The sequence below is a fragment of the Selenomonas sp. AE3005 genome (genome assembly GCF_000686945.1).
Lineage (GTDB): Bacteria > Bacillota > Negativicutes > Selenomonadales > Selenomonadaceae > Selenomonas_A.
The window spans coordinates 49928-63153 of sequence record NZ_JMME01000015.1; the positions used below are offsets into that span (position 1 = coordinate 49928).

A 13226-nucleotide genomic window follows, 5' to 3' on the forward strand; every position below is an offset into this window, starting at 1 on the left:
TTTTTGTACGACAAGATGTGAAAAGGGGTGGGTTTATGTTTTTTATGAAGTCGGTTCGTGGCAAGCTGACAGCGCTGTTTGCTGCTGTCAGCGTGGTGGCTACCCTGGCTGTGGGCGGCTACTTCCTTTACAGCACAATTTCTGATAATGATAAACTGGTGGCAGACTACCGCCAGCAGCTGGCAGAGCATTATGACAGGGAATTGCGCCTGCAGACAGAGGGGATAGTATCCTCGCTGAATGGTATTTATGCCCGTCAGCAGTCCGGTGAACTTACGGAGGCTCAGGCCAAAAGCATGGCCCTGGATGTCCTGCGCTCAGTACGCTATGACGATGGCAAGGGGTATTTCTTTGCTGATGAAAAAGATACGGGTATCTGTGTAGCACATGCCGGCAACAGGGCAGCCGAGGGCAAGATGCGCCGCGGGGAAAAAGACCCCAATGGCGTTCCCTACATGGAAAACATGTGGAAGGAAGGCCAGAAGGACGGCGGCGGTTTTGTAGATTTTTCCTATCCGAAACCGGGTGAAAGCCAGTCCCTGCCCAAGCGCAATTACGTGCTGGAATTCAAGCCTTACGGCTGGATTGTGGGCACCGGCTCCTGGATTGATTACATTGATGCCGAGGCGGCAAAATATACGGAGGCCAATAAAGAGGCACTCTATCATAAAATCCTGATTTCGTCGCTTATTATTTTAGTTGTGTCGCTGATTATGGCCCTGCTGGGGGCAAAGATTGCCCAGAGCTTTGGTGACCCTATCAGCTTTGTGACGGGACGATTGCAGAAGTTTGCCAGCGGCGATTACCGGGCCGAGCCGGTAAAGCCGGAATATACGGCACGTGAAGATGAAATCGGCCAGATGGTGGAAATCCTGAAGGTTTTGGGCGGCAATATGCGCAAGCTCATGGGCTCCATTAAGGAGTCGGCTGACCAGGTGGCCAGTGACGCAGCCCAGCTCAATGAAATGACTACCCAGTCGGCAGCGGCCAGCCAGCAGGTGGCGGAATCCATCACCGATGTGGCCGGGGCTACCAATAAGCAGCTGTCGGCCATCGATGAGGCCTCCCAGTCTATGGATGTCCTGCTGGAGCGTATCGGCGGCATGGCTCATAATGCACGCCGGGCCGCTGTGGAAACAAAGCAGGCTGCGGAAAAGGCCCAGAACGGCAACCAGGTGGTTACCCGTACGGTCAAGGATATGGCCCGCCTCAGTGAAGTGGTGGGTGAATCCGCCCGTGTGGTCAACAGCCTGGGCGAGCGTTCCGATGAAATCGGCCGTATAACCGATACTATTTCCGGGATTGCGGAGCAGACCAATCTTTTGGCCCTTAATGCCGCTATCGAGGCTGCCCGTGCCGGTGACGCCGGCCGCGGCTTTGCCGTAGTGGCTGATGAAATCCGCAAGCTGGCCGCGCAGTCCGAAGAGGCCGCCAGTCAGATTGCCGGCCTGATTGGGCAGATTCAGAGTGAAACCCAGCAGGCGGTCAGCAGTATGAACGAGGGCACGGAAAATCTGGCCACGGCCAAAGACAGCGTCGAGGAAACCGGCCGGGAATTCTCCGCTATCGTCACGTTGGTGGAAAAGATTTCCGACCGTTCGCAGCAGATTGCCGGTGCGTCCAAGGAGGCAACGGACAGCGCTGACAGCTGTCAGACCGCGATTAAGGACATTGAGGAAATGAGCCGCAGTGTTGTGTCCAACTCCGAAACTGTGTCGGCAGCTACGGAGCAGCAGTCGGCCTCGGTGCATGAAATGAACACCAACAGTGAGCAGCTGGCGAAGATGGCCGGGACGCTGCAGGCAGAAGTTCAGAAGTTTAAGGTGTAAGCATGTTGCCTGGTCAGCCGCGTTTTGACAGCACGGCTGACCAGGTGATGTATTAAATAATATTTTAGGAGGTTGAATTTATGAGCAAATATGCAGGAACCCAGACGGAGAAAAATTTGGAGGCTGCCTTTGCCGGGGAAAGCCAGGCGCGCAACAAATACACGTACTATGCGTCCAAGGCCAAGAAAGAGGGCTATGAGCAGATTGCGGCCCTGTTCCTGAAAACTGCGGACAATGAAAAGGAACATGCCAAAATGTGGTTCAAAGAGCTGCATGATGGCGGTGTACCTGATACGGTAACGAACCTCAACGATGCCGCTGACGGGGAAAATTACGAATGGACGGATATGTACGCAGGCTTTGCCAAAACAGCCGAAGAGGAAGGCTTTAAGGATTTGGCTGCCAAATTCCGTATGGTGGGTGAAATTGAAAAACACCATGAGGAACGCTATCGGGCTCTGCTGAAAAATGTGGAGACGAAAGAAGTGTTCCAGAAGAGCGAAGTCAAGGTTTGGGAGTGCCGTAACTGCGGCCACATCGTTGTAGGCACGAAGGCACCAGAGCTTTGCCCGGTCTGCGCTCATCCGCAGAGCTACTTCGAGATTCACGCGGAAAACTACTAAGCAGTAGGAAGATAGAGATTGGGTGCTGGTTTGTACCTTGGCTTGGCAGTGATACTTTGCCAAAGCGTAGCGTTTGACTGTAAACGTTAAGAAACAAATTTTGACCATACTAAAAAATAGCTCTAAAAGCCATTTGTCTGAGCACAGCGAGTTTATGGCTTTTAGAGCTATTAAATTTAAAGGTCAAAATTTGTTTTAGTTTACGGTCTAAGCGGAGACTGGCAAAGTATCACTGCCAAGCCGGTTGTATTTATCATGGCAAAGTATCACTGCCCGGCCATGTTAAATAGAAATGGCAAATTATCGCTGCCACGTAAAGGCAGGCAGTACTTATAAGGTGTATCAGCGCTGTAAAATTTCCAATATGGCTGCGCCGATGTCGCTGGTTTTGGCCGTGCCGCCGAGGTCAGGCGTCAGCGTCTGTTTCTCGCACAACAGGGTTTCAATGGCCGCGATAACTTTCTGTCCCCAGTCTTCATGACCGAAGAAGTCGAGCATTTGGCTGACGCTCCAGATGGCTGCCAGCGGATTGGCCAGGCCCTGGCCGGCGATATCCGGGGCACTGCCATGAATGGGTTCGAACATGCTGGGGAATTTGCGTTCCGGGTTGAGGTTGGCACCGGCCGCCAGTCCCATGCCGCCGGCAATGGCGGCGCCGAGGTCGGTGATGATATCACCGAAGAGGTTGCTCGTCACGACGATTTGGAAACGCTTAGGGTCTTTAACAAAGAACATGCTGGCCGCGTCTACCATCAGACTGCTGGTTTTTACTTCTGGGTAATCTTTCCCCACTTCGGCAAAGATTTCATTCCAGAATACCATGGAGTAGCCCAGGGCGTTAGCCTTGCTGATATTGGTTAGAGTTTTGCCTTCCTTTTTGGCCAGCTCGTAGGCATAGCGGATGACGCGCTCACAGCCCTTGCGGGAGAAAACGCCCGTCTGCAGGGCGACTTCCTGTTCTGTGCCGGGGTAGAGCCGGGCGCCGACATTGGCGTATTCGCCCTCACTGTTTTCGCGGACCACCACCATATCGATATCCTTTTCCGATACGTCTTTCAAGGGACAGGGCGCACCCTGCAGAAGTTTTACCGGACGCAGATTGATATACTGGTCAAAACCCCGGCGGATTTTCAGCAGCAGGCCCTGCAGGGAAACATCGTCGGGGACGCCGGGATAGCCGACAGCGCCCAGGTAGATGGCGTCAAAATCCTTGAGGATATCCAGGCCGTTTTCCGGCATCATGCAGCCGTTCTTTAAATAATACTCACAACCCCAGGGAAAATCTGTAAACTCCACGCTGAAACTGCCATCGAGTCTGGCAATGCCCTCGAGCACTTTTTTCCCTTCCGCGATAACGTCCGGGCCGATGCCGTCACCGGCGATAACGGCGATTTTATAATTTTGCATAACAAAGCTCCTTTCTGTCAAACACACATTTACTTTATTCGTTAAATTGCCGGAAAAACCTTGTTGGGGAAAGAATTTTATCGGCAGAGCAGGGGCGGAGCTATTTACTGGCAGGAAAAAACTGATATCAGTAGAATAAAGTGTAAAGGATATGATAAAATATGAGTTATCCACAGAGTTTTGCGTAAATCTGTGGATATGTGGAGAATTTTGTGGATAAATGCATGGCTAATGTGCATGTTTCTGAGGTCAGTATGGATAACCAAAAAAAGGTATTAAAGTTAATCGATTATATTCGCCAGATTTGCGCCCTGCGACAGAACATCGTCCGGGGAATAAAAAATGAGGTCTGGTCCCTGTTCGTGGATGAACTGCCGGTGGACCCCAAGCGGATTTGTACGTATGCGCCAGGGGAACGGGAAGATGGTGTTTTGCTGGAAGTAGAAAAACCGGAATTTACGCCGTGTCCCGAACTGCCCTTTGATTTACTGGGCTGGATTCGCACCCCTGATTATAAGGATTTTGATGTGGTGGACATCGAGGTCCGGGAGGAACGGTTGCGCCATGACAGCCGGCTGGGCGACGTTATGGAGCGCTTTGTGGATTCGGGCGTGCGGCTGGCGGCACTGGAAAAATGGAAACGCCAGCGCACGTTGTGGCGTTCCGGGGAAATGGTAAAAAGCCGCACGCAAAAGCTGTTTATGGAACTGTATGAAATCTACGACCGGTGCCGTAAGGACCCGGAGGGGCTGGAACTGGTTATTGGCAATGCCATGTTTCTCAGCGGCCTTGATGCGGCGATAAATCATCCGCTGCTGCTGAAAAGAGTGCAGCTGCATTATGACAGACAGGGTAAAATGCAGGTCATGGAGGCCGGCTATCCTACAGAAATTTATATGGATATGTTTCAGGATATGCCGGGGATTGAGCCGGAAGGGCTGCGTGAATTTGCGGCGCTGGTGGAAGAACGGGACGTTCATCCCTGGACGGAGAAGATGGAGGCTTTCCTGACGGAGGCGGCCGGTGTGCTGACACCCAACTGCCGTTATGCGGAAAACCGGTTTGATATCCTGCCTACAGACTGGTACCTGACCTATTCCCGGCAGGTGCTGTTTTTGCGGCGCCGCAGTGCCGGCATGGAACGGGGCATATCCCAGCTGCTGGATTACATCGACAAAAACGGTGACGTGCCGGAGGCTCTGACCAGAATTGTGGACCCCACGGCAGCGCCGGAACAGGCAGAACCCTTTTCGCTTAACCTGGCGGATATCCGGGGCGAGGCCACGGATATTTTGCTGACCAAGGAGGCCAATGCCGAACAACTGGCCATTGCCCGTAAGATAGAAACGTCGCCGGCTGTAGTGGTACAGGGGCCGCCGGGCACAGGCAAAACACATACGATTGCCAACCTGCTGGGGCATTTCCTGGCCCAGGGCCAGCATGTACTGGTGACCAGTGCTGCAAGCAAGGCACTGTCAGTACTTAAGGAAAAACTGCCTGCCGGCATACAGGATTTGAGCGTGTCGCTTATTGGGGACGCAACGGCTGATATGCAGCGTTCGGTACAGGGGATTTGTGAACGCTTGTCACAGGATAATCCTGAGGAACTGGCAAAAGACGCACAGCGTCTCCGGGAAAAGCGGCAGGCCATATTAGCGGAACTTGAACGGCTGCGCGGCAGTCTGGAACAGGTTCAGCGCCTGGAGGCAAGGCGCGATTATTTTGAACTCGGCGGCAAGGTTTGGTCGCTGTCCCGAATGGCGGCCTTTATGCATGACCATCAGGACCTCGTCGGAGTTGTGCCCGGGGAAATAGAGGCTGTGCCGCTGCCGCTTACGGAGAGCGAGCTGGAACGGCTCTACAGTTTCAATGCTGTCTTTGACGCTGTCAGCCTTAAAGAAGTGGGCGAAAACCTGCCGGCGAGAAGTGAACTGCTGCCCCCCAGTGAGGCGGCGGATATTCTCACCCGGGCGGCCAAGGACCAGGCGGAAATGCAGGGGCTGCTGGCCGGTTTGCGTGAGGCGGCGGTTGATGATAATGGCCGGCTGGTGAAAAAAGGCCAGCTGGTGGCACCGGGAGAACTTTCCCGGGAACGGCTGACCGCGGCGCAAAAACTCTATACGACTGTGGATTTTGCTACACTGGAGGAAAAGTGGGCGCAGGAGGCTATTCTGGCCGGCAAACTCGGCGGCGCCCACATGGAGGTCTGGCAGATGCTCGACCGGGCCATTGCCCGTGTGGGCCAGTTAAAGGGACAGACTATGACGCGGCTGTTTGGCCACGAGTTTGCCTACAATGGTCAAAGAGCGCTTAATCAGGAATTTATTCAGGCCCTGGCGGATATGGCCGATGCTTTTGCGGCGCAGGGGCGTCTTTCCTGGTGGACGAAATTGCGCCATCAGCAGTGGAGCAGGATAGCGCAGGAATTTAATATTGACGGTCACGGGCTGGAAAGCGGCCAGGATTGTCAGCTGGCCCTGCAGTATGTAGCACTGGCTCAGGCCCGGCAGGAGGCGGCCCGTAAATGGGAGCAGCTGCTGGTGCCGTTTGGCATGCTGAGCTACGCGGAACTGGCAAAAAGCGGCGATGATATCGATGATTTGCTGGCGGCCCGTTTCCGGCAGGTCATGGGCTTTTTGCACTGGCAAAAGGATTTTTGGGGAGAACTTATGCTCATTCTCCGGCAGGCCGGTGTGGATGTGGAGCTTATCTACAAGCCCAATCCTTTTGCGACACCGCACGAGGAACTTACAGAGCAGCTGCGCTGGCTCCGTGAGGATTATCCTGCCTGGCAAAAGCTCTTGTTCATGCAGGAGGGGCGTCAGGATGAGGCGGATAAACTTTATACCACTAAGCGTTCCTTAAGTGCCAGTGACGGTGCTTTGAGCTACGAATTTATGACGGCGTTGAACAATAGCGACGCTGAGGCCTATGCGGCCGCCTACGACAAGCTGCTGCGTTATGAAGAACTGCTGCCGGCCTATTACGAACGGCTGGACCTTCTGGCACGGCTGACGGCTGCTGCCCCGGCATGGGCGCAGGCTATTGCGGATAAGATTGGTGAGCCCGGCGGCGATAAGGCACCGGCGAATGTGGAACAGGCCTGGCTGTACGCGCAGTTTAAGCGCGAATTGGGCAGCCTGCCGCAGCTCGACGTACAGAAGATTTCTGCGGAAATTGGCAATCTTACGCAGGACCTGCATCAGGTTACGGCCCGGCTGGCGGAAAAAATGGCCTGGCAAAAGCTGTTGGAGAAGGTATCCGGTACTGACCTGCAGGCCAGTCTGGTCGGCTGGAGCAAGGCCGTCGTCAAAATCGGCCGCGGCAAGGGGCGGTATGCGTCCAGACATATTAAAGAGGCCCGGGCGTGCATGCTCGAGGCCCAGGGAGCAGTGCCGGCCTGGATTATGCCCTTGGCGCGTGTCTGGCAGAATCTCAATCCGGCCAGTCCTAAATTTGATGTTATCATTATTGATGAGGCTAGTCAGGCGGATATCACCGCCCTGCCCCTGCTGTATTTTGGCAGGAAAGTCATTATCGTCGGTGATGATAAGCAGGTGAGTCCGGCGGCTGTCGGCGTGACGGCGGCAGATATCACGCATTTGCAAAGTGTTACTATTGAGGGGGTTATCAAACATGCCTCCCTGTATACGATGGATACGTCCCTGTATGATATCGCTCAGATGAACTTTACCGCGCGTATGCTCACCGAGCATTTCCGCTGTGTGCCGGAGATTATCGGTTATTCCAACAAGCTGGCTTATGATGGCCGTATCCGGCCGCTGCGTGAGTCGGGCAGCGGCCCGTTAGAACCGCTGGTGGCTGTAGAGGTGGCCGGGGGCGTACGCGAGCCCGGAAAGAAACGCAATCTGGTGGAGGCCGAGGCCATCGTGGCACAGCTGGCAGCCTGCCTGAAGGAACCGGCCTATGCCGGCAAGAGCTTTGGGGCGATTTCCCTGTTGGGCGATGAACAGGCTAAACTGATTCGGGACCTGGCAGCAGAAAAAATCGGTATCAGCGAGCTGGAGGCCTGTGGATTCCTCTGCGGCAATCCCGGCAACTTCCAGGGGGATGAACGTGATGTTATCTTCCTGTCGCTGGTGGACAGTTCGGTGGAATCTGAAACTGCGGAAAGCCAGCAGCTGCGTCTGGTGGGTGAAGGTCATGGCGGTGATACGGCCAAACGTTATAACGTCGCAGTAAGCCGCGCCCGTGACCAGCTTTGGGTGTTCCATTCCATGAAACTGGCGGAATTGAAACCCGGAGACTTGCGCCGGGATTTAATCGAGTACGTGCAAAGTCCGCAGCTGCCGGCAGCTGCAGCTGACAAGGAACCAGGTTCTTTGGAAATCGCCGTGGCGGCAGCTTTGCAGGGCCGTGGTTACTGCCTGCGCCGTCAGGTGTTGGTAGGTTCGCTGGAACTGCCGCTGGTGGTGGAAGGCGACGGACACCGGGCACTGTTGGTAATGCAGGGCGAGCACTGGGTGGACAGCATTCAGGCTGCGGCTGAGGAGCGCTGCAACCAGGCAATTCTGGAACGTCTGGGCTGGCAGTTTATCCGTGTGCGCGGCAGTGAATGGTATCTGGACCCCGAGGCAGCACTGGAAAAAATCATTGGGAATCTGGAGTCCCTGGGTATTGCACCGCAGGCTGATGAGGCTATCGCTGCAGACAGTCAGGCAGCCCGGACAGAACTGCTCACTTATGTGCGCGGGGCCGCGGAAAAAATCCGTGCCAAGTGGCATGCCCCGGCTGGGGAAGAGGCTATTTGAGGGCTCGGGAAAAATTTTTTAAAAAAATATAAAAAAGTTGTTGACAAGCAATGTGGTTATGGATATAATAGTTTTTGTCAGTCAGCGAGAGGCACACAAGCCTGCAGCTGGTAAGACAAATGCGGAAATAGCTCAGTTGGTAGAGCATCACCTTGCCAAGGTGGGGGTCGCGAGTTCGAGTCTCGTTTTCCGCTCCATATTGTTTGCAAGTTTTTGAAAGAATTTGGGCCTATAGCTCAGTTGGTTAGAGCAACCGGCTCATAACCGGTCGGTCCTTGGTTCGAGTCCAAGTGGGCCCACCACTTTTCTAAAAACTTCATATAAATCATGACTCAGTAGCTCAGTTGGATTAGAGTATTTGACTACGAATCAAAGGGTCGGGGGTTCGAGTCCCTCCTGGGTCACCATTTTTGTGGGTAGGTGCCCGAGTGGTTAAAGGGAACGGACTGTAAATCCGTCGCCGTAGGCTACGATGGTTCGAATCCATCCCTGCCCACCACTGAAATGACAGCGTCGCGTATGCGGCGCTTTTTTGTTTTGCGGACTCTGAAGAAGTTGTCGCAAATGCGCCTTATTTGACGGAAATTATTTAAATTTGCTAAAATAGCTGTAGTTTGAAAATGGATAAAGCTAGTGAGGTGGGGTTATTGCGCAAACATGTATTTCTTGTAGTGTTGTTCACCCTGATTTTTACTTGCTCGGCGCTGGCTGCAGAGGCATCTATTCTGGTTAAGAATGGTTCCCGGGGAGAAGATGTGCGCCACGTACAGGAGCTGTTGCTGAAACAGGGATTCCTTAAAGGTGATGCTGATGGTGTCTGCGGTCCGCTGACTGTGGCTGCTATCAAAAAATTTCAAAAAGCCAAGGGCTTGACGGAGGATGGTATATGCGGCGATGGCACGTATTACTATTTATCCGGCGGTAAGACATATAAGGGCAATAAAGAAAAAGGGAGCAGGCATAAAAACAAGCAGCAGGCTGAGGATATGACAATTCCCAGTGGCCGGGCGTTGTATGTTTCTGCATCCGGCTACAGCGCCCATGACCCGGGGAACAGTAAGCATACTGCCACCGGGACGCTGGTGCGCAAGGGGGTTATAGCTGTAGACCCCAAGCTGATTCCTTTGGGGACGAAGGTATTTATTCCCGGCTATGGTGAGGCTCTGGCCGAAGATATCGGCGGTTCTATCAAGGGGCATCGCATTGACGTGGCCTTTGATACACATGAAGAGGCTCTGGCTTTTGGCCGGCGTGATATTGAGATAATTATAGTAGAGTGAGCTGATAGGCTGTTTCCTTGGGAACGGCCTATCTCTGTATTTGAGGGAGTGTAAAAAGTGGCTGAGTCTTTAGACAGAAATAGTGAAGAATTACTGGGCTTTATCAACGAGGCAGCCTCACCGTATCACACGGTAGAGGCTGTGGTAAAGCGGCTGGACAAGGCCGGGTTCAGCAGGCTGGCCCTGGCGGAACCGTGGCAGATGGCAAACGGCGGCCGCTACTATGTGCCGGTGTATGGTTCTACGGTCATGGCCTTTACGGTTGGCCGGCAGGCCGGCGGACTGCGGCTGGCGGCTGCCCATACTGATTTTCCCTGTTTTCGCTTGAAACCACAGTCCGGCATGGTTAAGGAAGGCTACGGCGTTCTCAATGTGGAAAAATACGGCGGCATGCTGCTGCGGACCTGGCTGGACAGGCCACTGTCCCTGGCCGGCAAGGTAGTGTTGCGTGGGGCGGCGCCCTTTGAGCCGCAGGTGCAGCTGGTGGATTTTGCCCGGCCCCTGCTCACCATTCCCAGTCTGGCTATTCATATGGACAGAGATGTAAATGATGAGGGCAAGCTCAATGCGCAGACGGATATGCTGCCCCTGGCAACGCTGGGGGGCGAGGAACTGACGGCGGAGTTCTTCTTGACGTGGCTGGCGGCAGAACTTGGGGTAAAGGCGGAAGATATCCTGTCCTATGAGTTATCGGCTTATCCCTGGGAACAAGGCTGCCTGTGCGGCCTGCAGTCAGAATTTATTTCTGCGCCGCGCCTCGATAACCTCACGTCAGTGGCCGCTGTGCTGGCGGGAATTATGGCTGTAGAGCCCGATAAATGTAATGGCCTGCGCCTGGCGGCTTTCTTTGACAATGAAGAGGTGGGGAGCCAGACCAAGCAGGGGGCCGGCTCGGCGGTGCTGATGCAGGTGCTCGAGCGCATTTATATGGCTTTGGGCAGGACGCGCAGCGAACTGCTGGCAGACATTGCCGGAGGTTTTATGCTTTCGGTAGATGTGGCGCATGGCCTGCACCCGAATCATCCGGATAAATATGACCCCTCCAATAAACCGCTGCTGGGCGGCGGAGTTGTGCTGAAACAGGCTGCCAGTCAGGCTTATGCCGGCGACGCAGAGGCGGTGGCGGTAGTGCGTGGCCTCTGTGAACAGGACGATATCGCCTGGCAGGGCTTTGTTAACCGCAGTGATATGCGCGGCGGTTCAACGCTGGGCTCCATTGCCTCAGCACTGGTGCCCATGCGGACCATGGATATCGGCGTGCCTATTTTGGCCATGCATTCGGCCCGGGAAATCATGGCGGCCAGGGACCAGGGTGACCTGGTAAAATTGCTGACAATTTTTTACAGCTGCAGCTGACAACCCGGAACAACGGCGTTATAAAGCGCGGACAGCTGCGGGTTTTGTCTGACTTACAGGGATAAAAAATAAAATGCAAATAAGCGCTGCCAGGCGCGAAAATATTCTTGCTTTTTGCGGTGTTTTCACCGATAATAAGAATAGGATATCTCTCTTTTTTAGGTATGTTCACGCGTAAAGGAGGAAGATGAACATGGATGTCAACATGATTTCTTCTTTGTCGCAAACTTCGGCAGCGGTGAAGGCTAGTTATTCGAAGAGCACCACCACTACCACCAATGAAGCGACGAAGGAAACGACGACCACGACGAGCGAGGCTTATTCCCTGGATATTTCCGCGGAGGCACAAAAGGCTTCGACGGCGCTGGGCAAGCTCACAACTGAGCAGGTTGATACATTGAAGGATGGTATCAACAAGAGTTATCAGCTGATGATTAAAACCCTCACTGAGCAGAATGCTAAATTACAGGCATATCTCGATGATGGTATCGGACAGTTGAATTTTGACGGTATTCTCTTTGGTACGGACAAATTTGCCCTGCCGCCGGTGGGGACTACGCCGGAAGAGGCAGCTGAGGCTGTGGGTGAAGGCGGTGCTTATTCGGTAGACAGCGTGGCTACCCGTATTATGGACATGGCAACGGCTATCGCCGGTGGTGACCCGGACAAGCTCCGGCAGATGCAGTCTGCGGTGGAAGAAGGTTTCAAACAGGCCGGTCTGGTTTGGAAAGACGCTATGGGCCAGGATGAAATGCCGCAGATTACCAAAGATACCCAAAACGAGATTACCAATCGGTTCAACAAACTTTATGAGCAGATGGGGATTAAGGCTTCCACAATGGAAGAGTAAAGCGTTTAGAGCGGCCGCTACGAGGAAATAGCGGCCGCTTTTTTATGTATATAAAAGTGACGAGGTGTTTATATGGGCAAAAGAATAAGAATTTTAGCTATGGGCGGTACGATTGCCGGTTCGGCGGCAGACAGCGCGGCGACCACCGGTTATCAGGCCGGGGCAGTGGGCGTGGCGGAATTGCTGGCGGCGGTACCCCAGGTCAGGGCGGTGGCTGAGGTCAGCGGTGAACAGCTGGCCACCATTGATAGCAAGGACATCACGGCGGCGGTACAGCTGCAAATGGTGCGCCGGGTTCGGGAGCTGCTGCTGGCCGCTGATGTAGACGGGATTGTTATCACTCATGGTACTGATACCCTGGAAGAAAGCGCCTATCTGCTGGACCTCGTGCATTTTGCTGACAAACCTGTGGTGATTACGGGGGCGATGCGTCCGTCAACGGCCCTCAGTGCCGATGGGCCGCTTAATCTTTTGGACGCTGTGCGCGTGGCGGCGGACGATAAGGCGCGTGACAGGGGCGTATTGGTGGTACTGAATAATGCAATCCACAGTGCGCAGGCGGTGACGAAACTGGCGACGATGGCGGTGGAAACCTTCCAGTCGCCTAATGGCGGTGCCATTGGTGCGGTTAATGACGGCGAAGTGGTATTCTATCATAATTCGCAGCTGCATCACCTGCCGCAGGCTTTAAGTATCAGCGAAAAATTGACAAGTCAGCAGGAACTGCCCTATGTACCAATTTTGTACGGCCACAGTGATGATGATGGCCGTCTGGTAAAAGTGACCGTTGACCAGGGGGGCAAGGGGATTGTCTATGCCGGAATGGGCAACGGCAGTATTCCGGCTCAGGCTGAGGCGGAACTGGCGGCTGCCGTAAAGCAGGGTGTGCTGGTAATACGTGCAAGCAGCAGCGCTTTGGGTATGGTGGCCAAAGCGGAAGAATCCTATGAGCAGGCCGGCTTTGTGGCCAGCGGCTGTTTAAATCCGCGCAAGGCAAGACTGTTGCTGCAGGTGGCTCTGTCGGTGGGGGCGTCAGCTGCAGCTGTGAAAAATTGGCTGAAAATTTAAGCGGAATTAAAAGGAAAAAATTTTCCTGATGGCGAATAGTA

The 13226-nt window shown here is 54.0% G+C and carries 8 protein-coding genes and 4 tRNA genes; 11 read left to right on the forward strand and 1 reads right to left on the reverse strand.

Annotation, left to right across the window (positions count from 1 at the left end; translation table 11 throughout):
• Positions 1-35: 35 nt before the first annotated feature.
• Both DL94_RS0109795 and rbr read left to right on the forward strand, forming a co-directional pair.
• Positions 36-1829 carry a methyl-accepting chemotaxis protein gene (locus DL94_RS0109795; protein WP_051586402.1) on the forward strand — a complete coding sequence of 598 codons (1794 nt, stop codon included), beginning with the start codon at positions 36-38 and terminating at the stop codon, positions 1827-1829.
• An 80-nt stretch (positions 1830-1909) separates the two neighbouring features.
• Entirely contained in the window at positions 1910-2452 is a 543-nt protein-coding gene (rbr, locus tag DL94_RS0109800; RefSeq protein WP_028129999.1) for a rubrerythrin, read from the forward strand.
• Between the two features lie 342 nt (positions 2453-2794).
• Here the strand turns inward: rbr and DL94_RS0109805 are convergent, their stop codons facing one another.
• Positions 2795-3859: a tartrate dehydrogenase gene (locus tag DL94_RS0109805; protein WP_028130000.1), complete on the reverse strand. Its 1065-nt coding sequence runs from the start codon at positions 3857-3859 to the stop codon at positions 2795-2797.
• Between the two features lie 212 nt (positions 3860-4071).
• Here DL94_RS0109805 and DL94_RS0109810 point away from each other — a divergent pair, with 212 nt between their 5' ends.
• From DL94_RS0109810 to DL94_RS0109850, 9 genes are all read left to right on the forward strand, one after another.
• On the forward strand, positions 4072-8631 hold the full coding sequence (locus tag DL94_RS0109810) for an AAA domain-containing protein (protein ID WP_028130001.1): 4560 nt from the start codon (positions 4072-4074) through the stop codon (positions 8629-8631).
• 121 nt (positions 8632-8752) lie between these two features.
• Positions 8753-8828 (forward strand) — tRNA-Gly (locus DL94_RS0109815).
• Between the two features lie 28 nt (positions 8829-8856).
• Positions 8857-8933, forward strand: a tRNA-Ile gene (locus tag DL94_RS0109820).
• Positions 8934-8960: 27 nt separating this feature from the next.
• A tRNA-Arg gene (locus DL94_RS0109825) sits at positions 8961-9038 on the forward strand.
• A gap of 7 nt (positions 9039-9045) precedes the next feature.
• Positions 9046-9130 (forward strand) — tRNA-Tyr (locus tag DL94_RS0109830).
• A gap of 148 nt (positions 9131-9278) precedes the next feature.
• Positions 9279-9911, forward strand: coding sequence for a 3D domain-containing protein (locus tag DL94_RS0109835; RefSeq protein WP_028130002.1), 633 nt, complete (start codon positions 9279-9281; stop codon positions 9909-9911).
• 57 nt (positions 9912-9968) lie between these two features.
• A complete protein-coding gene (locus tag DL94_RS0109840) occupies positions 9969-11267 on the forward strand; it encodes a M18 family aminopeptidase (protein ID WP_028130003.1) in 1299 nt (432 codons plus the stop codon).
• Positions 11268-11460: 193 nt separating this feature from the next.
• Complete coding sequence (locus tag DL94_RS14650) at positions 11461-12117, forward strand: hypothetical protein (RefSeq protein WP_051586404.1); 657 nt, start codon at positions 11461-11463, stop codon at positions 12115-12117.
• A gap of 72 nt (positions 12118-12189) precedes the next feature.
• Entirely contained in the window at positions 12190-13185 is a 996-nt protein-coding gene (locus tag DL94_RS0109850; RefSeq protein ID WP_028130004.1) for an asparaginase, read from the forward strand.
• Positions 13186-13226 lie beyond the last annotated feature (41 nt).

Excerpts from the sequence above, each read along its gene's own strand:
- rbr (WP_028129999.1), top strand. The coding sequence starts at position 1,910 with ATGAGCAAATATGCAGGAACCCAGACGGAGAAAAATTTGGAGGCTGCC.
- DL94_RS14650 (WP_051586404.1), top strand. The coding sequence starts at position 11,461 with ATGGATGTCAACATGATTTCTTCTTTGTCGCAAACTTCGGCAGCGGTG.
- DL94_RS0109795 (WP_051586402.1), top strand. The coding sequence starts at position 36 with ATGTTTTTTATGAAGTCGGTTCGTGGCAAGCTGACAGCGCTGTTTGCT.
- DL94_RS0109850 (WP_028130004.1), top strand. The coding sequence starts at position 12,190 with ATGGGCAAAAGAATAAGAATTTTAGCTATGGGCGGTACGATTGCCGGT.
- DL94_RS0109805 (WP_028130000.1), bottom strand. The coding sequence starts at position 3,859 with ATGCAAAATTATAAAATCGCCGTTATCGCCGGTGACGGCATCGGCCCG.